The organism is Plantactinospora sp. CNZ321 (genome assembly GCF_004217235.1).
On sequence record NZ_SHKQ01000001.1, the window covers coordinates 5,309,442 to 5,333,897 of the forward strand.

At 70.7% G+C, this 24,456-nt stretch carries 21 protein-coding genes; 11 read left to right on the plus strand and 10 right to left on the minus strand.

Translation table 11 applies throughout. The features are described 5' to 3' along the window. Nucleotides 1-207: 207 nt before the first annotated feature. Nucleotides 208-1,800 carry a glycosyltransferase 87 family protein gene (locus tag EV371_RS22975; protein WP_130463883.1) on the minus strand — a complete coding sequence of 531 codons (1,593 nt, stop codon included), beginning with the start codon at nt 1,798-1,800 and terminating at the stop codon, nt 208-210. Between the two features lie 751 nt (nt 1,801-2,551). On the opposite strand from EV371_RS22975, the gene EV371_RS22985 reads away from it, so the two are divergent. Further along, entirely contained in the window at nt 2,552-3,712 is a 1,161-nt protein-coding gene (locus EV371_RS22985) for a CorA family divalent cation transporter (RefSeq protein ID WP_130463884.1), read from the plus strand. 176 nt (nt 3,713-3,888) lie between these two features. Next, nucleotides 3,889-4,203 carry an SMR family transporter gene (locus EV371_RS22990; protein ID WP_130463885.1) on the plus strand — a complete coding sequence of 105 codons (315 nt, stop codon included), beginning with the start codon at nt 3,889-3,891 and terminating at the stop codon, nt 4,201-4,203. 130 nt (nt 4,204-4,333) lie between these two features. Here EV371_RS22990 and EV371_RS22995 read toward each other — a convergent pair whose 3' ends face one another. Together EV371_RS22995 and EV371_RS23000 are read right to left on the minus strand one after the other, a co-directional pair. Continuing rightward, a complete protein-coding gene (locus EV371_RS22995) occupies nt 4,334-5,455 on the minus strand; it encodes a 5-methyltetrahydropteroyltriglutamate--homocysteine S-methyltransferase (protein ID WP_130463886.1) in 1,122 nt (373 codons plus the stop codon). A gap of 159 nt (nt 5,456-5,614) precedes the next feature. Beyond that, nucleotides 5,615-6,376 carry a FadR/GntR family transcriptional regulator gene (locus tag EV371_RS23000; protein WP_349339669.1) on the minus strand — a complete coding sequence of 254 codons (762 nt, stop codon included), beginning with the start codon at nt 6,374-6,376 and terminating at the stop codon, nt 5,615-5,617. 150 nt (nt 6,377-6,526) lie between these two features. On the opposite strand from EV371_RS23000, the gene EV371_RS23005 reads away from it, so the two are divergent. The 7 genes from EV371_RS23005 (at nt 6,527) to EV371_RS23035 (ending at nt 13,905) form a co-directional block, all read left to right on the plus strand. Then, entirely contained in the window at nt 6,527-7,795 is a 1,269-nt protein-coding gene (locus tag EV371_RS23005; protein WP_349339668.1) for an ABC transporter substrate-binding protein, read from the plus strand. A gap of 70 nt (nt 7,796-7,865) precedes the next feature. Further along, the gene (locus EV371_RS23010) at nt 7,866-8,792 is read left to right on the plus strand and encodes a carbohydrate ABC transporter permease (protein ID WP_207230578.1); all 927 of its coding nucleotides are present in this window, start codon (nt 7,866-7,868) and stop codon (nt 8,790-8,792) included. Continuing rightward, nucleotides 8,792-9,616, plus strand: a complete 825-nt coding sequence (locus tag EV371_RS23015; protein ID WP_130463888.1) for an ABC transporter permease subunit — start codon at nt 8,792-8,794, stop codon at nt 9,614-9,616. The genes EV371_RS23010 and EV371_RS23015 overlap by 1 nt, the downstream gene beginning before the upstream one ends. Nucleotides 9,617-9,680: 64 nt before the next feature. Next, nucleotides 9,681-10,829 (plus strand): galactonate dehydratase, encoded by a 1,149-nt coding sequence (dgoD, locus tag EV371_RS23020; protein ID WP_130463889.1) that lies wholly within the window; start codon nt 9,681-9,683, stop codon nt 10,827-10,829. 55 nt (nt 10,830-10,884) lie between these two features. After that, nucleotides 10,885-12,114 carry a D-mannonate dehydratase ManD gene (manD, locus tag EV371_RS23025; protein ID WP_130463890.1) on the plus strand — a complete coding sequence of 410 codons (1,230 nt, stop codon included), beginning with the start codon at nt 10,885-10,887 and terminating at the stop codon, nt 12,112-12,114. Continuing rightward, nucleotides 12,104-12,682, plus strand: coding sequence for a gluconokinase, GntK/IdnK-type (locus EV371_RS23030; RefSeq protein WP_130463891.1), 579 nt, complete (start codon nt 12,104-12,106; stop codon nt 12,680-12,682). Before manD ends, EV371_RS23030 begins: the two co-directional genes overlap by 11 nt. A gap of 86 nt (nt 12,683-12,768) precedes the next feature. After that, entirely contained in the window at nt 12,769-13,905 is a 1,137-nt protein-coding gene (locus tag EV371_RS23035) for a DUF5685 family protein (protein ID WP_349339666.1), read from the plus strand. 108 nt (nt 13,906-14,013) lie between these two features. Here EV371_RS23035 and EV371_RS23040 read toward each other — a convergent pair whose 3' ends face one another. Next, nucleotides 14,014-15,279: an SGNH/GDSL hydrolase family protein gene (locus tag EV371_RS23040; protein WP_130463892.1), complete on the minus strand. Its 1,266-nt coding sequence runs from the start codon at nt 15,277-15,279 to the stop codon at nt 14,014-14,016. A gap of 323 nt (nt 15,280-15,602) precedes the next feature. Between EV371_RS23040 and EV371_RS23045 the strand changes: the two genes are divergently transcribed. Further along, the gene (locus tag EV371_RS23045) at nt 15,603-16,655 is read left to right on the plus strand and encodes an Atu2307/SP_0267 family LLM class monooxygenase (protein ID WP_130463893.1); all 1,053 of its coding nucleotides are present in this window, start codon (nt 15,603-15,605) and stop codon (nt 16,653-16,655) included. A gap of 279 nt (nt 16,656-16,934) precedes the next feature. Here EV371_RS23045 and EV371_RS23050 read toward each other — a convergent pair whose 3' ends face one another. The 5 genes from EV371_RS23050 to EV371_RS23070 all read right to left on the minus strand — a co-directional run bounded on the left by EV371_RS23050 (nt 16,935) and on the right by EV371_RS23070 (nt 21,663). Beyond that, nucleotides 16,935-18,173 carry a family 1 glycosylhydrolase gene (locus EV371_RS23050; RefSeq protein ID WP_130463894.1) on the minus strand — a complete coding sequence of 413 codons (1,239 nt, stop codon included), beginning with the start codon at nt 18,171-18,173 and terminating at the stop codon, nt 16,935-16,937. Between the two features lie 74 nt (nt 18,174-18,247). Then, nucleotides 18,248-18,868, minus strand: a complete 621-nt coding sequence (locus EV371_RS23055) for a response regulator (protein WP_130463895.1) — start codon at nt 18,866-18,868, stop codon at nt 18,248-18,250. A gap of 107 nt (nt 18,869-18,975) precedes the next feature. Continuing rightward, nucleotides 18,976-19,815: an ABC transporter permease gene (locus EV371_RS23060; RefSeq protein WP_130463896.1), complete on the minus strand. Its 840-nt coding sequence runs from the start codon at nt 19,813-19,815 to the stop codon at nt 18,976-18,978. Continuing rightward, on the minus strand, nt 19,812-20,651 hold the full coding sequence (locus EV371_RS23065) for an ATP-binding cassette domain-containing protein (protein WP_130463897.1): 840 nt from the start codon (nt 20,649-20,651) through the stop codon (nt 19,812-19,814). Before EV371_RS23065 ends, EV371_RS23060 begins: the two co-directional genes overlap by 4 nt. 163 nt (nt 20,652-20,814) lie before the next feature. Further along, a complete protein-coding gene (locus EV371_RS23070; RefSeq protein ID WP_130463898.1) occupies nt 20,815-21,663 on the minus strand; it encodes a hypothetical protein in 849 nt (282 codons plus the stop codon). 242 nt (nt 21,664-21,905) lie between these two features. Here EV371_RS23070 and EV371_RS23075 point away from each other — a divergent pair, with 242 nt between their 5' ends. Next, nucleotides 21,906-23,201, plus strand: coding sequence for an aldehyde dehydrogenase family protein (locus EV371_RS23075; RefSeq protein ID WP_130463899.1), 1,296 nt, complete (start codon nt 21,906-21,908; stop codon nt 23,199-23,201). A gap of 125 nt (nt 23,202-23,326) precedes the next feature. Here EV371_RS23075 and rhaS read toward each other — a convergent pair whose 3' ends face one another. Continuing rightward, nucleotides 23,327-24,388 (minus strand): rhamnose ABC transporter substrate-binding protein, encoded by a 1,062-nt coding sequence (rhaS, locus tag EV371_RS23080; RefSeq protein ID WP_130463900.1) that lies wholly within the window; start codon nt 24,386-24,388, stop codon nt 23,327-23,329. Between the last annotated feature and the right edge of the window lie 68 nt (nt 24,389-24,456).

The following is a 24,456-nucleotide window of genomic DNA, read 5'->3' on the forward strand; positions in this document are numbered from 1 at the left end:
CCTGGTGACGCCCGCTCGCCACTGTGGTGACCGACCCGCACGGTCGCGCGCGGGCGGTCGTCGCCAACCCCGTACGGCCGGCCGGCGAGGGTCGAGGCGGTGACCGGCTCTCCGTGCCCCGTCGCGATCCGGGCGCCACGTTAACATCCCGGACCGGCCTCGGCCGCCGGCCGAGGGGGCGATGAACCCCGATCCGGATCGGCGGCGTCACCCGACGGCGAGTTCCTCGCTGTACGTGGCGATCGGGCTGCCGTCCGCGCGGTATGCGGTCAGCCGGCCGTGCGAGAGGTTGGCCGAACGGAACGAGAAGAGCCACTGCCCCGGATAGACCTTCAGCAGCGGAATCGTCCGGGCGGCGCCCCCGGGCGCGGACTGGTATGCCAGCCGGGCCACGGTGGCGTCGACGACCCCGTTGACGCGTACCTTGGTCTTCTCGGCGGCGACCTCGAAGGTGATCGGCGCGCCCGCGCCGAATGCCGCACACTCGGCCGCGCTGCGGCAGACGAAAAAGTAGCGCGGGTTGTGCACGTCCGACATCGAGTACGCCTTGAACGTCGGGTCCGCCCCCGCCGGCAGCGGCTGTACGGCGAAGAAGGCGACCACGGCCACGGCGGCGGTGCCCACCCGCAACCAGCCCCGGGCGGTGGAGGTACGCCGACCGGCGGCGACCGCCGCGACCGTGGCCCCGCCGAACCCGGCCAGGCACAGCGCGATGGTGGCGAGGGAACGGGAGTTCTCGAAGAGGAACTGGAGTCCCGGGGTCATCGAGACCGAACTGAGCAGCGCGCCCAGCGACAGCACCATCGCGGCCAGCACCGCGACGCCAGCCACCCGGCGCGCCACTCCGTACGCTCCGACCAGGAACATCGCGGCCAGTACCGGCCAGATCTGGTGGTGGGTCCAGGAGACCGGCGAGGCCGCCACGGTGGCGCAGCCGATCAGCACGGCGGCGGGTGCCGGCTGCCCGGAGAGCTGGAGCTGCCGTGCCCGCAACAGCGCCACGCCGCAGACGACCAGCACCAGGCCGGCCCAGAGCAGCGGGAAGGTGTCGCCGTCCGCGCCGACCCGCAGCAGCATGCCGTGCAGCGACTGGTTGCCGAGGGAGGCGAGGTTGCCGACCCGGGAGGTGTCGAGGAAGGTGCCGGTCCAGAAGGCCCAGCTGTCGGCCGGCAGCACGACCGCGCCGACCAGGGCGGCGGCCAGGAAGGCGCCGACCGACCGACCGGCGTCGCGCCAGCGGCGGGAGACGAGGAAGAAGACCACGAACAGCAGCGGGGTCAGCTTGACGGCGGCGGCGATCCCGACCAGGACGCCCCGGTACCGGGCCGGGGTCAGGCCCATCCCGTCGACCAGGGCCAACAGCACGATGAAGATGCTGACCTGGCCGAACCGCAGGTTGCTCTGCGCCGGCGCGGAGAGCATCAGCGCGCAGGCGATGGCGGCGACCACCAGCGGCCGCCGGTGCCGCGCCGGGGTGACGGCGCCGCCCACCGCGACGGCGATGGCGGCGACCGCCGCGCAGGTCAGCGCCAGCCAGCAGAGTTGGAGTACGCCCTCGGGCAGCAGGCCGATCGGCGAGAGGACCAGTGCGGCGAAGGGCGGGTACGTGAACGGTCCGCCGTTCTCGGCGACGAATTCGTAGAGCGGCTGGCCGGCGTGCAGGTGCCGGATGGCGCCGTAGTAGATGTGCAGGTCCGACAGGCGCTCCCAGGGCGGCCGGCGGAGCACGAGCATCGACGAGACCGCGGCGATGGCGGCGAAGACTCCCCAGAGCGCGATCGTCCCCCTGCGACTGCCCATCGGGCGAGTCTAGACAGCCGGGCTCCGGCGGGAGATCGACCGACACCGTACGGAGTCCTTGTCGTGACCGAGGCGATCCCTCGCCACCCGCGTCCGAACTGCGGGTTTTGTCGGTGCCGCTCGGCATACTGGCCGGCGGAGATCAACGGCGTACGTCCGATCGGAGAAGTGATCACTGCGTCCGGGCCGCGGAGGTCTGAGCGGATGGTCACCGTCATCGTGCCCGCCGCGCTGCGCGGCGAGACGGCCGGTGCCAGTCGGCTCGACGTCGCCGCGGCGGGCACCCTCCGAGCCGTCTTCGACGAGGTGGCCGCCGAGTGGCCCCGGTTGATCCGGCGGATTCGGGACGAGCAGGGACAGCTACGCCGATACGTCAACGTGTACGTCGACGGCAAGGACCGCCCGCTCCGGTACCGGCGGCCTCGACACGCCGGTACCGGAGCGGGCGGAAATCCGGGTCATCCCCTCCGTCGCCGGAGGCTGACCAGCCGCCCCGCCGTTCCCGCTCGGTCGACCCGGTTGGCCGGCCGGCCCGGCGTTGTCCGCGACTCGGGGTGCGAAGGGTCGCGCGGACGCCTACCGTGGGGGTTGGTCAACATTTCCGTGCTGTTGGCCAGCGGTCGGTCGTGCTCGGCCGGGGGCGGGCGTGGGATGGGACGACGGCCCGAGGGTCCCGTCGACCGGTTGTGCGATCCACTGTTTCGTGGGGCCCCGCACGTGTCGCTCGACGGTTTCGCTGTGGAGGCTGCCCATGTCCGACTGGCGTTCGCGCGCCCTCCGTCCGGCGAAGCGGGCCCTGCGCCGCTCCCAGGACCGGTACCCGCAGTCGCCGCCGGAGTTGTCGATGGACCCGAGGGCGGCCGAGGAGCCCAGCGTGCCGCCTCCGGCGGAGGAGAGTGTGGTGACCTCCGCGATCTACCGGGACGGTCACCGGGTCGACGGCTCGCCGAACCTCGCCGAGACCTGTCAGCGGCTGCGGGAGCACCCCGGCACGATGGCGTGGATCGGCCTGTACCGGCCGACCGAGGGGCAACTGCTCACCGTCGCCGAGGAGTTCGGGCTGCATGAGCTGGCCGTCGAGGACGCCATCGTCGCGCACCAACGGCCGAAGCTCGAACGGTACGGCGACACGCTCTTCGTGGTGCTCCGGGCCGCCCGTTACCTGGACGATGTCGAGGAGGTCGACTTCGGCGAGGTACACGTCTTCGTCGGGGCCAACTTCGTGCTGACCGTACGGCACGGGCAGGCGCCCGACCTGAATGCCGTACGTCGCCGGATGGAGAACGACCCCGACCTGCTGCGGCGCGGCCCGGAGGCGGTGCTGTACGCGATCCTGGACAGCGTGGTCGACGGGTACGCCCCGGTCGTCGGCGGGCTGCAGAACGACATCGACGAGATCGAGACCGAGGTCTTCCGCGGTGATCCCCGGGTGAGCCGGCGGATCTACGAACTCTCCCGTGAGGTGATCGAGTTCCAGCGGGCCACCCGGCCGCTGCTGGACATCCTCCAGGGGCTCACCGCCGGGTTCGAGAAGTACGGCACCGACGAGGAACTGCGGCGCTATCTCGGCGACGTGGCCGACCACGCCACCACCGCCTCGGAGCGGGTCAACGAGTTCCGGCAGATCCTGGCGGACATCCTCACCCTGAACGCCACCCTGGTGTCACAGGCGCAGAACGAGGAGGTCAAGAACCTGACCGTGGCCAGCTACACGCAGAACGAGGAGATCAAGAAGATCTCCGCCTGGGCGGCGATCCTGTTCGCGCCGACCCTGATCGGCACGGTGTACGGGATGAACTTCGACTACATGCCCGAGCTGCACTGGGTCCTCGGCTATCCCTTCGCGCTCTTCCTGATGCTGGTGGTCTGCACCACCCTCTTCGTGATCTTCAAACGCCGCGACTGGCTGTGATCGCCGGTGATCGGCGCGGCAGTCGCAGGCGCGCCGTGAATCCTGTGCGGTGCATGCCGCCCGCCACATCCGTGAGCTAACCTCTAGGACGATGCCGCGCCGAAGCGGACATCCCGGACGAGGACGTGTCGTACCCGGCCTGCAAAGACGACCGATGTGGAAGGCGGTCGATCGTCGTGGCGTGGTTGGTCCTCATTCTCTCCGGACTCCTGGAGTCGGTCTGGGCGCTCGCGCTGAGCCGCTCCGCGGGCTTCACCCGGGTCGGCCCGTCCGTGGTCTTCACCGTCGCCCTGGTGCTCAGCATGGCGGGCCTCGCCTACGCGCTGCGGAGCATCCCGGTCGGTACCGGCTATGCGGTGTGGGTCGGCATCGGGGTTGCCGGCACCGCGCTGGCCGGCATCCTCCTGTTCGGCGAGTCGGCCAGCGTGCCGCGGATGCTGTCGCTGGTGCTGCTGCTGGCCGGGGTGGTCGGCCTCAAGGTGTTCCACTGAACCTTTTTCAACCTCCCCTTGCGGTCCGACGGACTGCAAGGTCGGACGCGGTGCATGAGCGCCGCGCGGTTCAGGTTGAAAAAGGTTCACTGACCGACCGGCCCCGGCGCGGACCTCGGTGCGCCGGTGGTCAGTCGCCCCAGACCTCCTGCGCGGTCTCCACGATCAGCCGCAGCTTCGCCATCTGCTCCTCCCGGGTCAGCGCGTTGCCCTCCACGGTCGAGGAGAAGCCGCACTGCGGCGAGAGGCAGAGCTGTTCCAACGGTACGTAGCGGGCCGCCTCGTCGATCCGGCGCTTGAGCGTGTCCTTGCTCTCCAGCTCACCCCGCTTGGTGGTGACCAGTCCGAGCACCACCCTCTTGCCCGGCGGGACGAACCGCAGCGGCGCGAAGTCGCCGGAGCGCTCATCGTCGTACTCCAGGAAGAACCCGTCGACGTCGAGCTGGCCGAAGAGCGCCTCGGCGACGAAGTCGTAGCCACCCTCGGCTGCCCAGGAGGACCGGAAGTTGCCCCGGCACATGTGGGTGGTCACCGACAGATCCGCCGGCCGGCCGGCCAGTGCGGCGTTGATCTGCCGGATGTAACGCTCGTGCTGGTGCTCCGGGTCGCCGCCCTGGGCGGCCACCATCTCCCGCTGCCGGGGATCGTTCAGGTACGCCAGGCTGGTGTCGTCGAACTGGAGGTAGCCGCAGCCGAGGTCGGCGAGCCGGCGCACCTGCTCGGCGTAGGCGGCGCTGAGGTCGGTCCAGAACTGGTCCAGCTCGGGGTAGACGGCGGTGTCGATGGCAGCCCGGCCGCCCCGGTAGTGCACCATGCTGGGCGACGGGATGGTCAGCTTCGGCGTGCCCGTCGTGACCTGTTGCTTCAGGAAGGTGAACGCGTCACCGAAGATGGTGTCGGTCAGCTTCACCCGGTCGTGCACCCGCAGCGCCGCCGACTGGAACTCCAGCTTGCCGGAGGCGTTGAAGAACTGCACGGTCAGCTTCTCGTCGGCCGGGTCGATCCCGCCGAGCTGGTAGATGAAGTCCATGTGCCAGGAGGTACGCCGGAACTCGCCGTCGGTGACGGTTCGCAGTCCGATGCTCTCCTGCAGGCGTACCACCTCGCGGATCGCGTCGTCCTCGACGGCGCGCAGCTCCTCGGCGGAGATCCGCCCGGCGGCCCGGTCCGCCCGGGCGGTCAGCAGCCGCGCGGGGCGCAGCAGGCTGCCGACGTGGTCGGCGCGGAACGGCGGACGGGATGGTGTGTCCATGGTGGTCCCCTCTGTTCCTGGTACGGGCGCTCGGTCGGCACGCGCCGCCGTCGGTACCGCCACGGCGCGGTCCCGGCCAACGATAGTCCGCCGGCCCGGCCCGATGATCTAGGAACGACACCGCCGCCCGGGCTGACCGTCCATTGACGGAAATCGGTCTCAGGAGGCCGGATCGGGGCCGGTCTGCGCCCAGATGGCGCTCATCTCCGTCATCGCCTGCTCCATGATCTGCACCATGGCGGTCTTGGCCCGCTCGCCGTCGCGCCGCTGGATCGCCTGGGCGACGTCGGCGTGCAGTTGCAGCGCCTCCTCGTGCGGATAGTGCGGCATCAGGTCGTAGTGGTGCCGGCCGGCCAGCACCTCGGCGACCAACTCGTGCAGCTTGACGAACATCTCGTTGCCGGAGTCGACCAGCACCTGCCGGTGGAACTCGATGTCGAGCCGGAGGAACTCCGGCTCGTCGCCGGCCTTGCCCGCGGCCCACATCTTCGCGGCGAGGCCGACCAGCTCGCTGGCCTCCTGCGGGGTTGCCCGCAGCGCGGCGAGCGAGGCGGCCTGCGGCTCGACGGCGGTACGCAGTTCGGTGATGGAGCGGAGCTGGGCGATCCGGCCGGCCGAGGCGAGTCGCCAGCGGATCACCTGGGGGTCGAAGACGTTCCAGTCGCCCGCTGCCCGGATCAGGGTGCCGACCCGCCGACGGGACTCGACGAGTCCCATCGATGCCAGCACCCGCAGCACCTCGCGGACCACCGACCGGGAGACGGCGTACTGCTCGACAAGATCGTCGATGTAGAGCACGGAGCCGGGCGCGAGCTGGCCGGCGCAGACGGCCGTGCCCAGTTGATCGAGCAGCTGGGCGTGCAGCCCGGACTCGCCGGCGTCGAGCCGGACAGACGTGACCTCGGGTGACGGCATGGCCATAAATAAAGCCTATCAGTGAGTAGCCTGGTATTGCTTAAGTCAGGTTTATCGGCCTAGCATCCGGCATTAGGCGGACGTAGGAGTCCGCGGGCGGCGCCCCAACGGCGGGTCGTCGCGAGGGAAGGGGAGATGGACGTGTTACGTCGCTCAGTGATCGGAACATCTCTGGCCGTGGTGGCTGCCCTCGGCCTGTCCGCCTGCGGAGGCGGCGGCGATGACAGCGGGTCGGACACCCTGCGGGTGACCCTGGTGAACCACGTCTGGACAGACAACATAAAGCAGGTCCTGTCGGAGTTCGAGCAGCAGAGCGGCCTGAAGGTCGAGGTCACCCAGCTCGGCGAGGACCAGCTCTCCGACCAGTACAACGTCAAGCTGAACGCTGGCTCCAGCGACATCGACGTGATGATGTACCGGCCCCTCCAGGAGGGGAAGCTCTTCGCGAAGAACGGCTACCTGACCGATCTCACCGACAAGGCCAAGGAGGACTCGGCGTTCGACATGGCCGACTTCCAGGCGCCGCCGGTGCAGGCCACCACCTACGAGGAGAAGCTGGTCGGCATCCCGATCATCACCGAACAGGAGGTCCTCTACTACCGCAAGGACCTGCTGGAGAAGTCGGGCTTCAGCGCACCGCCGAAGACCCTGGACGAGCTGAAGACGATGGCTGCCAAGCTCGAGGCCGACAACCCGGGCACCGCCGGCTTCGTGGCCCGGACCGGCAAGGCCGCCGCGGTCACCCAGTTCTCCAGCTTCCTGTACAGCTTCGGCGGCGACTTCGTCGACGGCAGCGGCAAGGCCAGCGTCAACACCGAGCAGGCCCGGCAGGCGTACGAGTACTACGGCGGACTGCTGCGCGAGCACGGGCCGGCGAACATCAGCACCGACATGAGCTGGTCCGAGGCGATGGCGATCTTCACCCAGGGCAAGGCGGCCTTCTACACCGAGGCCAACTCGCTCTACAAGAACGCCACCGACCCGGCCAAGTCCAAGGTCTCCGACACCGTCGGGTTCGCGCCGTTCCCGGCCGGCCCGGCCGGCTCCAAGCCGTACAACATCCCGTCCTGGGCGCTCGGCATCAACGAGGGCTCGAAGAACCAGAGCAACGCCTGGAAGTTCATCCAGTGGGCGGCCGGCAAGGACCAGACGCTGGCGCAGCAGAAGGGTGGCGTGCCGGGGGCCCGTACCTCGGTCTGGGCCAACCCGGAGGGTGTCGCGACCTACCCGACGGACCTCGCGGAGGCCATCAAGGTCAGCACCGAGAACGGCGTCGGCCACGACCGGCCGCTGGTCGTGAAGGTCGCCGAGGCCCGGGAGCTCGTCGGTCAGCCGATCGTCGACGCGATCACCGGCAAGGACGTGGCCGGCTCGGCCGCGGCGGCGAACGAGGCGTTCCAGAAGCTCCTCGACGACGAGAAGTAGGCCATCGCGCGGGGTGACGGAGCGATCCGTCACCCCGCGCGGCGGATCCGCCGACCGGAAAGACCACCCCATGGCATCTCTGGCATCCCCCCAGCCGTCCGGCGAACTGACCGGCTGGACCCGCTGGGCGAACAACCACCGCAAGTGGCTCTTCGCCGCACCGGCCATGACGTTCGTCGGTGCGCTGATCATCTTTCCGCTGGCCTGGACGATCTACCTCAGCCTCACCGACGCCGAGGGATCGGTACGGGCCGAGTCCGAGTTCATCGGCTTCGCGAACTACCTCGAGGTGCTCTCCGACACCAGCCGGTTCTGGCCCGCCGTGCTGCGTACGGTCGGCTTCACCGGGGTCGCGCTGCTCTTCGAGGTCGTCCTCGGCATGGCGATCGCGCTGCTGCTGTGGCGGCCGTTCCGCGGGGAACGCTGGGTCCGGGTGGCGATCCTGCTGCCGCTGGTCGCCACCCCGGTCGCCGTCGGCATGATGTGGCGGCTCATCTTCGACCCGAACATCGGGATGGCCAACCAGATCCTCGGCTGGGTCGGGATCGGACCGCAGCCCTGGCTGGCCGGTCAGCACAGCGCGCTGCCGACGACCATCTTCATCGACGTCTGGCAGTGGACCCCGATGGTGACGCTGATCCTGCTGGCCGGGCTCACCTCGCTGTCGAACGAGCCGGACGAGGCGGCCCGGGTCGACGGGGCGAGCGCCTGGCAGCGGTTCCGGCACGTCACCCTGCCGCTGCTGATGCCGACGGTGATCGTGGCGATCCTGTTGCGCGGCATCGACGCCCTGAAGACCTTCGACATCCTGTACGCGACCAAGGGGCGCGGCGGCGGCTCGTTCCACGAGGTCGAGACGCTGAACGTCTACGCGTACGGGCTGAGCTTCGACTACAACGAGTACGGCGTCTCGTCGACCGTGCTCATCATCTTCTTCCTGATCATCATCGGTTCGATGTGGGCGTTGACGTCCCGCCGCAAGAAGGGCGCACAGTGATGGCCCGCCGCAAGCGTCGCACCCCGTACCAGGTCTTCCGGGCGGTGGCCCTGGCCGTGGTGGTGGTCTCGCTGATCGCCCCGCTGCTCTGGATGGTCGCCGCCTCGTTCAAGACCAACGTCGACATCTACGACTCCGGCAGGGCGTTCGTGTTCACGCCGGTGCTGGAGAACTACTCCAAGGTCCTCGACCAGGCGAACTACCTCCAGTTCGTCGGCAACAGCCTCTGGGTGGCGTTCGCGGCCACCGTACTGTCGCTGATCCTGGGCGTGCCGGCCGCGTACTCGATGAGCCGGTTCAACATGCGCAAGTCGGCGCTGGTGGTGCTGATGGCCCGGGTCATCCCCGGCGTCTCGCTGCTGGTGCCCTGGTACTACGTCTTCTCCAACCTGCGGCTGGTCGGCGGTTTCACCGTGCTGATCCTCAGCCACATGTTCGTGTCGCTGCCGCTGGTGGTCTACATCCTGATGGGCTTCTTCGACAGCCTGCCGCTGGAGTTGGAGGAGTCGGCGCAGGTGGACGGGCTCACCCCGATCGGTGCTTTCCGGCGGATCACCCTGCCGCTCTCCGCGCCGGGCATCGCGACCGCCGGCATCCTGTCGTTCATCTTCTCCTGGAACAACTTCATGTTCGCCCTGGTGCTCTCCGGCGCCGACACCAAGACCCTGCCGGTGGCGATCTTCGACTTCGTCGGCTACGCCAGCATCGACTGGGGTGGCCTGATGGCCGCGTCCACCGTGGTCACCCTGCCGATCATGCTGATCGCCCTGTTCGTGCAGAAGTACGTCGTCTCCGGCCTCACCGCCGGCGCGACCAAGGGCTGAGGACGGACGGCGTGCCGGAGATGCCGAGGACGGAGACCGTGACAGAGATGCTGAGGCGGGCGGCGTGACGAAGATCGAGCGGGTGGAGACCTTCCTCGTGCCACCCCGGTGGCTGTTCGTGCGCATCGAGACCGCGGACGGGACCGTCGGCTGGGGCGAGGCGACCTGCGAGGGCCGGTCGGAGACCGTACGCACCGCCGTGCACCAGCTCAGCGAGTTGCTGATCGGCCAGGACGCGCTGCGGATCGAGGACCACTGGCAGGTGATGACCAAGGGGTCGTTCTACCGGGGCGGGCCGATCCTGGCCAGCGCCGTCTCCGGCCTCGACCAGGCGCTCTGGGACATCGCCGGGAGGCACTTCGCCGCTCCGGTGCACCAGTTGCTCGGCGGCCCGGTCCGGGACCGGATCCGGATGTACGGCTGGGTCGGCGGCGACGAGCCGGCCGAGGTCGCCGACCACATTGCCGCGCAGGTGGCGGCGGGGCTGACCGCGGTCAAGATGAACGCCTCCGGCCGGATGAGCCCGGTCGCCTCGGTCGCCGAACTCGACGGGGTGGTCCGCCGGGTCGCCGCCGCCCGAGAGGTGCTCGGCGAGCACCGGGACGTCGCCGTCGACTTCCACGGCCGGTTCACCCTGGCCAACGCCCGCCGGGTCGCCCCGCTGCTGGAGCCGTTCCGGCCGTTCTTCCTGGAGGAGCCGGTCGTACCGGAGAACTCGCACCTGCTCGGCGAGTTCGTCCGGTCGACCAGCACCCCGGTCTCCACCGGAGAGCGGCTCTACAGCCGGCAGGAGTTCCTGCCGGCGCTCCAGGCCGGCATCGCGGTCGCCCAGCCTGACCTGTCGCACGCCGGTGGGATCACCGAGGTCCGTAAGATCGCCGCGTTGGCCGAGGTGTACGACGTACAACTCGCACCGCACTGCCCGCTCGGACCGATCGCGCTGGCCGCCTGCCTCCAGGTCGGTTTCGCGACCCCGAACTACCTGATTCAGGAGCAGAGCATCGGAATCCACTACAACGCCGACGCCGAGGTGCTGGACTACCTGGTCGACCGGACCCCGTTCGGATTCGCCGACGGGTACATTCACCGGCTCACCGGTCCCGGGCTCGGCATCGAGATCGACGAGAATGCCGTACGCCGGGCGGACGAGCGCGGGCACAGCTGGCGCGGACCCGTCTGGCGGCACCCCGACGGCTCCTTCGCGGAGTGGTGAGCCGGCCCCTCGGTCCGCCGCTCCCGTCCACCACCCCAGCGCAGAAAGGCATGTCGTGAAGATCGTCGCGGCAGACGTGATCGTCGCCAGCCCCGACCGCAACTTCGTCACACTGAAGATCACCACTGACGACGGGATCACCGGGCTCGGCGACGGCACCCTGAACGGGCGGGAACTCTCGGTCGCCTCCTACCTGGCCGACCACGTCGTACCGCTGCTGATCGGACGGGACCCGCACCGGATCGAGGACACCTGGCAGTTCCTCTACCGATCGGCGTACTGGCGGCGCGGCCCGGTCACCATGGCCGCGATCGCCGCCGTCGACGTGGCACTCTGGGACATCAAGGCGAAGGCCGCCGGGATGCCGCTCTACCAGCTCCTCGGCGGGGCGTCCCGGACCGGCATCATGGCCTACGGGCACGCGTCCGGCCGGGACGTCCCGGAGCTGTTCGACTCGATCCGCCGCCACCTGGAACTCGGCTTCAGGTCGATCCGGGTGCAGACCTCCGTCCCCGGCATCAACGCGGTCTACGGGGTCGCCACCCAGCCCAGTGTGGACGGGAAGCGTTACGACTACGAGCCGGCGCAGCGCGCACCACTGCCCGCCGAGGAGGACTGGGACACCCGGGCCTACCTGCGGCACCTGCCGGAGGTCTTCGAAGCGGTCCGCAACGAGTTCGGCCCCGAGCTGCCGCTGCTGCACGACGGGCACCACCGGATGACCCCGATCCAGGCCGCCAAGCTCGGCAAGGCGCTGGAGCCGTACGACCTGTTCTGGCTGGAGGACTGCACCCCGGCGGAGAACCAGGAGGCGCTGCGGCTGGTCCGGCAGCACACCACCACCCCGCTGGCGATCGGCGAGGTCTTCAACACGGTCTGGGACTACCAGACGCTGATCCGGGAACAGCTCATCGACTACGTCCGCTCCGCGGTGACACACACCGGCGGGATCACCGCGATGCGCAAGCTGCTCGACTTCGCCGCGCAGTACCAGATCAAGTCCGGGATACACGGGCCGACCGACATCTCCCCGGTCGGGATGGCCGCCGCGCTCCACCTGGACCTGGCGATCCACAACTTCGGCATCCAGGAGTACATGCGACACGGTCCGTTGACCGACGAGGTGTTCCGGCAGTCCTTCACCTTCACCGACGGCTACCTGCACCCTGGAGAGCAGCCCGGCCTGGGGGTGGAACTCGACGAGGAGGCGGCCGCCCGGTTCCCGTACCAGCCGGCGTACCTGCCGTTCAACCGGCTCAAGGACGGCACCGTCCATGACTGGTGAGGGCGGCTCCGGCCCGTCGCGCGGCGCCGGGCCGATTCGGTCCACCCGGCACGTGGTGGTGATGGGAGTCTCCGGATCGGGCAAGACCACCGTGGCGGTGGGGATCAGCGAGCTGACCGGGCTGACCTTCGCCGAGGCGGACGAGTTCCACCCTGAGTCCAACGTGGAGCTGATGCGGGCCGGGGTGCCGCTCGACGACACGCACCGCTGGCCCTGGCTGCGCGAACTCGCCGGCTGGATGGCCGAGCGCGCCGCCGAGGGGGTTTCCACGGTACTGGCCTGCTCGGCGCTGCGGCGCTCCTATCGGGACGTACTCCGGCAGGGGCCGCCGAGCGTCGACTTCGTCTTCCTGGACGGGGCGGCGGAGGTGATCCGGGAACGGCTTTCCCAGCGGGCCGGGCACTACATGCCGGCCAGCCTGCTCGACTCGCAGATCGCCACGCTGGAACGGCCGGCACCGGACGAGCGGGTCCTCACCCTCGACGTCGCGGCGACCCCGGAGGAGCTGGTCGAGGCAGCGGTCGAGGGCCTCGACCTGGACCGGCAGGCGGGTCAGCGTACGTCGTGACCGAGCGGAACGCTCCCGTTCCGTCCCCGCTGGCAGGTGCACCGGGCCGCTAGGCTGACGCAGCAGCCGGATCGATCTGGGGGGACGTGTTGTTCGGGATCGTACGGCCGTGCCGGCACCGGATGTGCGGGAAGCTGCACGCAGCCTGGCTCGGCCACCTCTGCGGGCTCTGTCTGACCCTGCGCGACGAGCACGGACATCGGGCCCGGCTGGCCACCAACTACGACGGCCTGCTGGTCTCCGTACTCCTGGATGCGCAGCGCCCGGCCCCGGCCTCGTACCGCCCGGCGGCGCCGTGCGCACTGCGTGGCTTCCGGCGCGGCTCGGTGCTCTCCTCGGACGATCCCGGCGCCCGGCTGGCGGCCGCGGTCTCGCTGGTCCTCGCCGCCGGCAAGACCCTCGACCACGTCGCCGACCGGGACGGCGCGTTGCGGGTCCCCGCCCTGGCCGGAGTCGCCGGCCGGCTGGCCGACGGTTGGGCCGAGGCCGGCGCCCGGACCGGTGACGGCGTCGGCTTCGACACCGGCGTGCTGTTGGCCGCGGTGGCCCGGCAGTCCGAGCTGGAGTCCAGGATCGTGCCGGGCGTGCCGGTGCTGCTCGCCACCGAGCCGACCGAGACCGCCGTGGCGGCCGCGTTCGCGCACACCGCGACGCTGGCCGGCCGGCCCGGCAACGCCGCCGGGCTGGCCGAGGTCGGCCGGTACTTCGGCCGGATCGCGCACCTGCTCGACGCGGTCGAGGACTACGCCGACGACGTCGCGCGGGAGGCGTTCAACCCGCTGCGGGCCAGCGGCACCGACCTGGCGCAGGCGCGCCGGTTGTGCGAGGACGCGCACCACGGCCTGCGACTGGCCCTGGCCGACCTGGAGTTGCGGGACCGGAGGCTGGTCCGGGCACTGCTCGACCGTGAGGTCTCCGACGCCATCGAGCGGACCTTCGCGCTGGCGGGTGCGCCGATGGACCGTCCGGCCACCGAACACGGGGTGCCGCTCGTCCCGCAGAATCGGGCGGCACAGCCGGTGTGGCATCCGGAGTCGAGGCCGGACGGCTGCGGCGGACGGCTGGTGATCGGCGGTGCCTGCGTCCTCACCACCTGCACCTGCGGGCTGTGGCAGCCGCGCTGGAGCAGGTACCGCCGCAGCAGCCGCGGCGACCGCTGCTGGTGCACCAGGCACTGCGACTGCGACTGCTGCAGTTGCTGCGACTGTTGCGACTGCTGCTGAGCCGGTGCCGACAACCGCGCTGCCCCGGCCGCCGGTGAGACGACGGTCGGGTCCGCACCGGGATCCCGACGCCGGTGCGGACCCGACCTGCCGGATGGGCGGCCCGACTCAGCTGACGGTGATCACACCGGTGCCGGAGCGGACGCACGCCACGGCCCGGTTCGAGGTGGCCGCCGCCCCCGCGAGGCACCGTCCGAGCACCGCGTGCCCGGCCGCGTTCGGGTGCCAGGACTCCTGGCAGGTCTGGAAGTACGTGACGCAGGCGTTGGCGATCCGCTGAATGGCAATCTTGTCGTAGCCGGAGAGGCTGGTCACCGGGACCCCGGTCGGGCCGTCCTGCAGGCGGATCGGGGTGGCGAGCGCGCCGGTCGGGCTGGACCCCGTCTCGCAGAGCCGGGCGCCGTCGAAGGCCCGCTGCACGTTCAGGTAGACCAGGTCGTCTCCGGGGAACTCGGCCCGCATGGTGCCGTGCACCGACCGGACCAGGGTGCCAAGATTGGCGGAGAAGAGATGCCCGGCCGCCAGGCTGGCCCGGTGCACGGGACAACCGGCGGCGTACCGCTCGGCGCCCAGGGCCCGGAACTTGTCCCGGCTGTCGTTGCGGTTGTCCTCCTCGTGGAACCGGGACTCGAAGTCGAACGGCAGCGGGTTGGTGTAGTCCTGGAAGACGATCCGGTGCTGCCCGTCGGCGTCGACCTGGTCCAGGGTGGTCAGCAGTTGCCGCACCGCGCTGGTGGTCTCGGCCGTCGCCGCCGCGAACTCGGCCTGGGTGCCGAGGTCGTCACCGGCACACGGCGACTGCTCGACCGGCCCGCCGAGGTACGCCCAGAACTCCCACCAGCCGGTCCAGGCGTCCGCGATGAACCGGTTGGCACAGTCCGAGGCGACGTCGCCGAACGTGAACGAGCTGTTGTTGGAGCCGAGCCCGAGCAGTACCAGGTCGATGTCGTGGGTCTGCGCCACCGCCCGGAGCTGGTCGAGCTGGGCCGCCACCGTACGCCCCTTGGCCCGGCTGGCGGAGGCGTTGGCGATGTCGTACGGCTGGCCGCCGGAGCAGGCGAGGTTGAACCGGGCCGAGATGCCGGGCAGGTTCGCCTGGTGCAGCGAGGCGTTCGCCGACCGGTGGCAGAAGAAGGCGTTGCTGTTCGGCGCGGACCAGCCGGGGAAGCTCTGCGGGGTACCGTTGACGTCCACCACCGGCTGGTATCCGCCGGCGCCCTCACCGCTGACGAAACTGTCCCCGAGCGCGACCGCGGCCGTCGGCAGCGCGGCGGTAGCCGTACCCGGTGCGGTGGCAATGCCCGACAGCGTGCCGGCGGCGGCGAGGGTGAGCGCCAGCGCCGCGGCGAACGCGGGTCGACGGAATCCGACCATCTCCGACCCCCAAGGTCTGATCGAAATATCGAAGCTTCTTCGCGTTCGGGCATCAGATCACGCACCCGAACCGGGGTCAACGGATGGCACGGATCCCGGCCGGCAACCCACGACCGGAAGTCGTACCTGAGTCCCGCGGCGGGCCGCGTCACCGTACCCGGAGCAGCAGCGGACCTGATAAGCCCGTCCGAGCGACCGGCGTACCGGTCAGCGGTGGCGTTTCGCACCCGCGCGGGCGGGAATGCCGCCCTCGGCAGCGCCGTTACCGCCCGGAGAGCCGGTCGCACGGGTACGACGACCGGCAACCGGTGAAGGAGGACGACATGGCGACCGCCGTGGAATTCGGTCTGGACAGCTTCGGCGACGTGACCGCCGACGCCGAGGGCAACCCGGTGCCGTACGCCCAGGTGATCCGCGACGTGGTCGAGGAGGCCGTCCTCGCCGACCGGCTCGGCATCGACGCTTTCGGGCTCGGCGAGCACCACCGGGACGACTACGCGGTCTCGGCCCCCGAGATCGTACTGGCCGCCATCGCCGCCCGGACCGAGCGGATCCGGCTCGGCACCGCGGTCACGGTGCTCAGCTCCGACGACCCGGTACGCGTCTTCGAGCGCTTCGCCACCCTCGACGCGCTGGCCCGGGGCCGGACGGAGATCACCCTGGGCCGCGGCTCGTTCATCGAGTCCTTCCCGCTCTTCGGGTACGACCTGACCGACTACGACCGGCTCTTCGAGGAGAAGACCGAGCTGATGTCGCACCTGCTCACCGAGGACGCGGTCACCTGGCAGGGCACGGTACGCGCATCGCTGGAGAAGCAGCACGTCTATCCGAAGACGGAATCGGGTCGGATCCGGACCCGGATCGGTGTCGGTGGCAGCCCGGAGTCGGTGGTCCGCGCCGCCCGGTACGGCTTTCCGCTGGTGCTGGCCGTGATCGGCGGCGAGCCGGCCCGGTTCGCCCCGTACGTGCAGCTCTACCACCGCGCGCTCGCCGAATTCGGCCGGCAGCCGCTGCCGGTCGCGGTGCACGCGCCCGGCTTCGTCGGCGAGACCGACCAGGCGGCGGCCGACCTGCTCTGGCCGCACGTCCGGGTCCTGTTCAACCGGATCGGTGCCGAGCGCGGCTGGCCGCCGATGACCCGGAGCCGCTTCGACGCCGACATCGCCAACGGCGCCTGGCATGTCGGCTCCGTCGAGACCGTCGCCCGCAAGGTCGCCCGAACGGTACGGGTGCTCGGGGTGCAGCGCTTCGACCTGAAGTACTCGGCCGGCACGCTGCCGCACGAGCACCTGATGGAGACGATCGAGCGGTACGCCACCCGGGTGGTCCCCCGGGTCCGGGAGCTTCTCGCCGCGGACGGCGATCCGGCATCCTGACCAGGGGCGGCACCGCTGGGCACCACCGCGGGCGAGGCGGGAGCCGGGTGCCAACCGCCGTTCTCCGGGTAATGGGCACCTCTGCTCGACCTTGCTTCGATCAGGCGTGCCCTGGCCGAGGACGAAGCGCTCGGGTACGCGGCCGAGCACGCCGGCATGGACTTCGTGGGACTCGCCCAGGCGTATATCGGCCACCCAACCGTCAACCCGCATCACGGCCTCGGCACCGCCATCGCGCAGCCCTGCCTGGCTCCGCGCTCGTTGCGGGCGGGAGCCGACTCAGTTCAGGCTCCGGCTGGCCGCGATGGCGGCGTACCTGCTCGTGCTCGGTTTCGGGGTACGAGCGAACGTCTTCCTGTCCACCGTGTGTAGCCCGAAGCGGAAGGCATCGTAGCCGGCGGCCCACTCGAAGTTGTCCAGCAGGGTCCAGTGGCAGTAGCCGAGCACCGGTACGCCGTCGTCGATCGCGTCGAGCAGGCCGGCCAGCGACGATTCGATGAAGGCCGCCCGTAGGGCGTCGTCGTCGGTGCCGATGCCGTGCTCGGTCACGAAGACCGGCACACCGCTGATCTCGTGTGCGTACCGCACGGCGCCGCCGAGCGACTCCGCGTCGATCGTCGAGCCCAACTGGTTGAGGGTGGCCCCCTGCGGCGGCGGCAACAGCCCCTCGGCGTCGTAGACCGCGCTCTCGTAGTTCTGGATGCCGATGAAGTCGTCCCCGCGTGCCAGCCGCAGCCAGTGGTCGTACACCTCGGCGCGCTTGCGGTCGCGCAGCGTCGCGTTGCCGCCGGCCACACGGTCGTCCACGATGGCGATGGACAGGCCCACGGGCAGGTCGGGCCGCTCAGCCTTGAGCGCTGCCCGGGCGGCAAGGTGGCCCGCCGTCATGCCATCCCGCATGGCGTCAAACTCTTCCGGCAGCATGATGTTGCTGACGCGGTAGCGGGGCACGCCCGCGGCGGCGCTCGCCGCCTCCAGCATGGTCCGCTCCAACTCCCTGACGGATGCCGGCGTGCCTGCCCAGGACAGTAGCTGCGGCAGGTTCGGTTCGTTGAGCGTGACGACTGCGGTGATCCGGTCACCGAAGTGGTCCATCATCTTGGCGCAGTACCGGGCGAACAGCGCGGGTGCGGCGGCATCGAGCCAGCCACCACGCTTGGCGACCCAATGTGGACAGGTCATGTGGTTGACGGTCACGACCGGAGCCACACCCCGTTGCGAACAGCTGTCGACAACCGCCGCATAGTGATCCAACGCCTCGGTGGAGAAGCTGCCCTCCCGCGGCTCGACCCTGGCCCACTCCACGGAGAACCGGAAGGCGCCAAGTCGCATGGACTCAACCAGATCAAGGTCCTCCCGCCACCGGGTCCAACTGTCGCAGGCACGACCGGAGCGTTCGGCGAAGACCGTCGGCCGGACGTTCTCCAGGAACCAGGTGTCGCTGCTGGTGTTGTCCCCCTCCGTCTGGTGACCGGAGGTGGCGACACCGAACAGGAAGCTGTCAGGGAAGCGCCTCATGCGGTCAATCATCCCTCGACCGCCCAGAATCGAATGTACTGAGTGCGGACCGTTGACCACGGCGGGCGGTACAGCTACCCGAGCAGCCCCAGACCCATCGCGGTGGTCACCGCGGCGGTCCGGTCGGAGACGTCGAGCTTGCTGAAGGTGCGCAGCAGGTGCGTCTTGACCGTCGCCTCGCTGATGTGCAGTGCCCGGCCGATCTCGGCGTTCGTCCGTCCCTCGGCGACCAGGCCGAGCACCTGCACCTCCCGGGCGGAGAGCGCCGGGGTGGCCGGAGCCCGGACCCGCCGGACCAGCCGACCGGCGACCGACGGCGCGAGCGTCGTCTCGCCCCGGGAGGCGGCCCGGATCGCCGCGGCGAGTTCCACCCTGGTGGCGTCCTTCAGCAGGTAGCCGATGGCGCCGGCCTCCACCGCCCGCAGGATGTCGGCGTCGCTCTCGTACGTCGTCAGCACCACCACCCGGCTGGACCGCGACTCGCGCAGAATCTCCCCGGTGGCCTGTACCCCGTCCATGCCGGGCATGCGCAGGTCCATCAGGACCACGTCCGGCCGGTGCACCCGGGCCAGCGCGACGGCCTCCTGGCCCGACCCGGCCTCGCCGACCACCTCCAGGTCGGGCTCGGTGTGCAGCATGCCGCGCAACCCGTCCCGGACCACCGGATGGTCGTCGACCAGCAGCACCCTGATCACCGGTCCACCTCCCGAGCCACCGTCCACCACCCGCACCGGACGCCGGTTCCCGTCGCGCGGGCCCGCCGAGGGTGCCGGCACCCCGCGGGGGTCTCCGGACCGCACGGTCAGCGGCCTTCGCGTCCGCTCCACCGAAACGTGAGCAGGCAGAGCAGCAACCCTCCCACGCACCAGGCACCGAGCACCAGGGCCGTCGTCCCGTGCTCCCACGAACCCGCCGGCTCCCGCGCCATCATGCTGTCCGGCAGGAACACCGACCGGAACCCCTGCCCCATCCACTTCACCGGAAAGAACGATGCCACCGTCACCATCCGGTCCGGCAACGCGTCGTTCAACACGAAGATCCCGGAGACGAACTGGAGCGCGATGGCCGGCAGGTTCAGGACCGCCGGGGCGCTTTTCGCCGAGCGGGCCAGCGAACTGGCCGCGATGCCGAGCAGCGTACAGGCGACGACGGAGAGCACCAGCAACCAGCCGAAGGTGAGCCACCGCCCGGGATCGGTCGGCAGCCGCAGGTCGAACAGGAGTACCCCGACCGCCAGCAGCAGGGCGATCCCGCCGGCGGTGGAGACCGCGACCAGCAAGATCTTGCCGAGGAAGTACCCGACCGAGGTGGCCGGCGTGCCGCGCAGCCGCTTCAGCGTGCCGTCCTCGCGGTCGAGCGCGATCCCCACGCCGACACTGATGAAGGCGGTGGAGACGATCCCGTACGCGATCATCCCGACCACGAAGACCTGGCTGATGACGACCCCCGGTGCGTCGTGCACCGGCTCGTCGAAGATCAGCCCGAGCATCAGCGCGATGAAGGCCGGGAAGGCGAAGGTGAAGACCACGGCGTCGCGTTGCCGGAAGAACTGCTTCAGCTCGACGGCTCCGCGCGCAAGGCCGACCCGGAGGGTGGACGGCAGCCGTACCGCCGAGGTCGGTGCGCCGGTGGTGGCGGTCATCGGTCTTCTCCGATCAGGTCGAGATAGATGTCTTCGAGGCTGGGCCGGTGCACCCGGAGGTCGGTCAGGGTCCCGCCGGCCCGGGCGGTCAGCCGGGCCACCAGGGCGACCGGGTCGGCGGTCTGCTCCCGGTGGTCGCCGTCGGCGTCCCGCCAGCTGACGGTGGCCGCCACACTCGCCCGGCCGCCGATGGTCTCCGGGGTGCCCTCGGCGATGATCCGGCCGGCGGCGAGCACCGCGAGCCGGCCAGCCAGCGCCTCGGCCTCGTCCAGGTAATGGGTGGTGAGCAGGATCGTGCCGCCCTCGTCGGCGAGCCGGCGGATCAGCGTCCAGAACTGCCGGCGCGCCTCGGGGTCGAATCCGGTGGTCGGCTCGTCCAGGAAGAGCAGTTCGGGCCGACCGACGATGCCGAGGGCCACGTCGAGCCGGCGTCGCTGGCCGCCGGAGAGGGTACGGATCCGGGCGCCGGCCTTCCCGGTCAGCCCGCACACCTCGATCACCTCGTCCGGGTCACGGGGATCCGGGTAGTAGCCGGCGAGGTGCCGCACCATCTCCCGCACGGTCAACTCGGCGGCGTCGGTCGCGGTCTGCAACACGATGCCGAGCCGGGCCCGCCACCGCCGGCCGGCCGTACCCGGGTCCTCGCCGAGCACCGAGACCGTGCCGCCGTCGCGGCGCCGGTGCCCCTCCAGGATCTCGATCGTGGACGTCTTGCCCGCGCCGTTCGGTCCCAGCAGCGCGAACACCTCGCCACGGTTGACGGTCAGATCGATACCGTCCACCGCCACCCGGGCGCCGTACGTCTTGCGCAGCCCGTGCGCACTGATGACTGTCATGCCTCGATGCTTCCGCCGGCCGGATCGGCCGGGGACGACCACAGGACGGAATCCGGCTGTCCACCGATCGGTGGACAGCGACGGCGCGATGACGGGCCAGCCGTGGTTGCCCCGACCCGGGCCGCTGCGTCACCGCTCGGGAAGGGGTCGCCGGGGCCCGGGGTCAGGTCCGGCCGGCCACCCCGGTGGCGGCCAGGTAGTCACCGATCGAGGCCGGTGCGACGAGGGCGATCCGGCACCAGTCGACGAGCAGCAGGTCCGCCTCCCGCATCGCCTGCTCCAGCGCGGCCGCCAGCCGCGGCTCCGGCTCGGTGTCCGGTCCCGGCTCACCCTGCACGGCCAGCACGGCCAGTACGGCGAGCGCGTCACCGTCGGCCAGGCCATACAGCAGCACCCGTCCGACCGTCACCGCGAACGAGCTGGGCACGATCCCGCGCTGGCCTCGGAGGCCGATCCCGCCCCGGTTCCGGGCGCCGGGCGGCAGCAGGCCGAGCAACCGGCTCCGGGACACCGGCCCGGACAGCGGTCGGACCGGCTGGCTGCGGACGTGGATGCCCTGGAAGCCGTAGACCCGGCCGTGCTCGTCACGGCGGGCGTGCTGCTCGAAGCTGCGGCGTACCGCCCGGAGTTCGGCCTGGACCTCGTCCGCGAGGTCGGCACTGACCAGCTCCACCTGGCGCCAGTCGTCCTCGTGCAGTTCGACGCGGTCGGCACCGGCCGGTGCCGGGGCGACCGCGGGCAGGGCGGCACAGAGCGTCGGCAACGAGTAGAGGATGCCGCCGGGCGGAACGGACTCGATCCGCCGCAGCGTCAGGGTGAGGGTGCCGGTCGCGCCGAACTGCGCCGCCGTCGGCGGCTCGGCCCGTTCGACCGACCAGGTGGCGCCGGACATTTCCAGCGTTGTCGTCGGCTGGAAGCTGTCCGGAAGTTGCCCGAGCGGCAGTTCGCTCCCGCCGATCCGGGCTCCGGTGTCGGCGTCGAGGAAGGCGACCCGCACCCGTTTCTTCGACATGGCGGGACCCTATCCGTACGCCGACCATGCTCGGCCGGAGCCCCTCGGCAGCCGGCCGGGCGGCGTCGACGGGCCTGCACGCCAGACCCGGCCGCCCGGGACGCGGGCGTACGACCCCGAGCGGTCCTGAATAGCGGACACCATTGCTCACTCGTTGAACAAACGTGCCAGACTCGGTGGCCGCTGCCACCGGCACCCGGCATACGATGGCGGCGGACGAGAACGGCGAAGGAGACCGGCAGATGGTTTCGATCGAGGCGACCGACGCAGTTCCGGACGGGCCGGACGACCGCGTGCATGCCCTGGTCGCCGAGTGCGGCCGGCGAGCGCGGGCCGGATCCACCGGGTTGACCGAGGCACCGGACTCGGTGATCGACGCCGCGCTGACCGCGATGGCCGACCGTCTGGTCGCCGCCGAGAGCGAGATCCTCGCCGCCAACCAGCAGGACGTCGAGGCGGCCAGGGCCGCCGGGATGAGCCCGGCGCTACAGGACCGGCTCCGGCTCGACGCGGCCCGGTTGAAGGGGATGGCCGACCAGCTGCGGCTGCTCGCCGAGGCGCCGTTTCCGGCCCGCGAGACCCCGCTGCGGTCGCTGCCGGGTGGGCTGCGGCTCTCCGAGCGCCGCCGGCCGGTCGGGGTGATCGGGGCGAACTTCGAGGCCCGGCCGAACGTGACCGTCGACGTCGCCTCCCAACTGGTCAAGTCCCGTAACGCCGGCGTGCTGCGAACCGGGTCCGCCGCGCTCACCTCGGCCAACGCCCTCCACCAGCACGTCATCACCGCAGGGCTGCGCGACGTCGGCCTCGATTCGGACGCGATCCAACTGCTGCCGGACGCGAGCCGGGCGAGCGCCGTCGCCCTGGTCCGGCAGACCGACCTGATTCCCCTGGTGATCCTCCGGGGCAGCGGCGACGCCACCCGCTCGCTCGGCGCCGAGGCGGCCCGGCACGGTGTCCGTACGCTGGCACACGCCGACGGCGGCGGAGTGCTCTACGTCGACGCGGCCGCCGACCTGGACCGGGCGACCGAACTGCTGGTCGCCGGGCTGGACCGGCTGGGCGTCTGCAACCGGGTGAACCTGCTGCTGGTGCACCGGGACGTCGCCGGAACGGCGCTCCCCCGCTTCGAGACCGCCCTGACGGAGCGGGGCGTACGCGCCTCGCTGCCGCCGTACGACCATCCGCTCGGTTACGAGTGGGCGCTGGACGGCGGCCGGGAGGCGACGGTGACCATCGCCGAGGTGGCCGACCTGGCCGAGGCGGTGACGATCGCCAACACCGAGACCTCGGGGCTCGCCGCGACGATCGTGACCGAGGACCGTGCCGCCGCCGAGCGGTTCATCGCCACCGCGATCGGCACCGGCGTCTTCTGGAACGCCTCGACCCGGCTGCTCGACGGCTTCAAGCTGCACGGCGTACCGGAGACCGGGATCAACGTGGACCATGTGCCGGGCCCGCGCGGCCCGGTCACCTTCCAGGACCTCTACCTGCGGCAGTACGTCGTCGTGCCGGAGGACGCGCCCGGCGTCCCCGGCTGACCCGGCGCCGCGTCCATCGGTGCCGAAGCCGGCGCCGCGTCGATCCGTGCCGAAGCCGGCGCCGCCGCCGGCCGGCTGGGCGGGTGGACCGCCGGCGGCCGACGGCGGTGCCGGGACGGTACCGCCTAGAAGTCGAACTGGTCGATGTTGGACGCGTCGAAGACGGTCGGCGGACCGAGCACCACCACACCGTCGGCGCCGACGGTGTACTCACCGAGCTTGCCTGCGGTGAAGGTGTCGCCCTCCTTACCGGTGATCATCCCGGAGGCGAGGGCGGCACCGGCGTACGCGGCCAGGTAGCCGAGGTCCGCCGGGTTCCAGAGCGCGAAGCTCTGCACCGTGCCGTTCTTGACGAACTCGCGCATCTGATTCGGGGTGCCCAACCCGGTCAGCGCCACCTTGCCCTTGTACTGGGAGCCGGAGAGGTAGCGGGCGGCCGCCGCGACACCGACGGTGGTGGGCGAGACGATGCCCTTCAGGTCGGGGTGGGCGGAGAGCAGACCCTGGGTCTCCTGGAACGACTTCTCGTCCTTGTCGTCGCCGTAGACCGTGGCCACCAACTGGATCCCGCTGTACTCCGGCTTCTTCAGCTCGGCCTTCATCAGCTCGATCCAGGCGTTCTGGTTGGTCGCGTTGGCGGTCGCCGACAGAATCGCGATCTTGCCCTGCCCGCCGATCGCGTCCGAGATCAGCTTCACCTGGTTCTCCGCGATCCCCTGCCCGGTCACCTGGTTGACGAAGAGGTCCCGGCAGTCGGGGTTGGTGTCGGAGTCGAAGGTGACCACCTTGGCACCGCCCTGCCGGGCCTGGTTGACCGCGCCGCAGATCGCGTTCGGGTCGTTGGCCGACACGACGATCACGTCGCTACCCTGCTGGGTCAGGGTGTTGAGGTAGCTGACCTGTGAGGACGCGCTCGCCTCGGAGGGACCGACCTCCTTGTACTCGCCCTTGAACTCCTGCACCGCCGCCTTGCCACCGTTGTCCGCGACGGTGAAGTACGGGTTGTTCACCTGCTTGGGCAGGAAGGCGACGCTCAGCCCCTCCTTGATCGAGCCGCCGCCACCGGCGGAGGAACCGCCCGACGGGGTGCCGTCGTCGTCGCTCGCGCAACCGGCGCCGAGCAACAACGCGGTGAGCGTCGCGGCGGCGGCAGCCACCCGTACGCCTCTGGATCTCGTGACGGTCATGACCGGTCCTCCTTCGGATAGAACTGCCCATCTCGCGGGCCGGTGGGAATCGGGGTGGTTACAGGGGT

Excerpts from the sequence above, each read along its gene's own strand:
- EV371_RS23075 (WP_130463899.1), top strand. The coding sequence starts at position 21,906 with ATGGTTTCGATCGAGGCGACCGACGCAGTTCCGGACGGGCCGGACGAC.
- EV371_RS23050 (WP_130463894.1), bottom strand. The coding sequence starts at position 18,173 with ATGAGGCGCTTCCCTGACAGCTTCCTGTTCGGTGTCGCCACCTCCGGT.
- EV371_RS23070 (WP_130463898.1), bottom strand. The coding sequence starts at position 21,663 with ATGTCGAAGAAACGGGTGCGGGTCGCCTTCCTCGACGCCGACACCGGA.
- EV371_RS23045 (WP_130463893.1), top strand. The coding sequence starts at position 15,603 with ATGGCGACCGCCGTGGAATTCGGTCTGGACAGCTTCGGCGACGTGACC.
- EV371_RS23015 (WP_130463888.1), top strand. The coding sequence starts at position 8,792 with ATGGCCCGCCGCAAGCGTCGCACCCCGTACCAGGTCTTCCGGGCGGTG.
- rhaS (WP_130463900.1), bottom strand. The coding sequence starts at position 24,388 with ATGACCGTCACGAGATCCAGAGGCGTACGGGTGGCTGCCGCCGCCGCG.
- EV371_RS23000 (WP_349339669.1), bottom strand. The coding sequence starts at position 6,376 with ATGGCCATGCCGTCACCCGAGGTCACGTCTGTCCGGCTCGACGCCGGC.
- EV371_RS23065 (WP_130463897.1), bottom strand. The coding sequence starts at position 20,651 with ATGACAGTCATCAGTGCGCACGGGCTGCGCAAGACGTACGGCGCCCGG.
- EV371_RS22985 (WP_130463884.1), top strand. The coding sequence starts at position 2,552 with ATGTCCGACTGGCGTTCGCGCGCCCTCCGTCCGGCGAAGCGGGCCCTG.
- EV371_RS22995 (WP_130463886.1), bottom strand. The coding sequence starts at position 5,455 with ATGGACACACCATCCCGTCCGCCGTTCCGCGCCGACCACGTCGGCAGC.
- EV371_RS23060 (WP_130463896.1), bottom strand. The coding sequence starts at position 19,815 with ATGACCGCCACCACCGGCGCACCGACCTCGGCGGTACGGCTGCCGTCC.
- EV371_RS23040 (WP_130463892.1), bottom strand. The coding sequence starts at position 15,279 with ATGGTCGGATTCCGTCGACCCGCGTTCGCCGCGGCGCTGGCGCTCACC.
- EV371_RS23030 (WP_130463891.1), top strand. The coding sequence starts at position 12,104 with ATGACTGGTGAGGGCGGCTCCGGCCCGTCGCGCGGCGCCGGGCCGATT.
- EV371_RS22975 (WP_130463883.1), bottom strand. The coding sequence starts at position 1,800 with ATGGGCAGTCGCAGGGGGACGATCGCGCTCTGGGGAGTCTTCGCCGCC.
- EV371_RS23010 (WP_207230578.1), top strand. The coding sequence starts at position 7,866 with ATGGCATCTCTGGCATCCCCCCAGCCGTCCGGCGAACTGACCGGCTGG.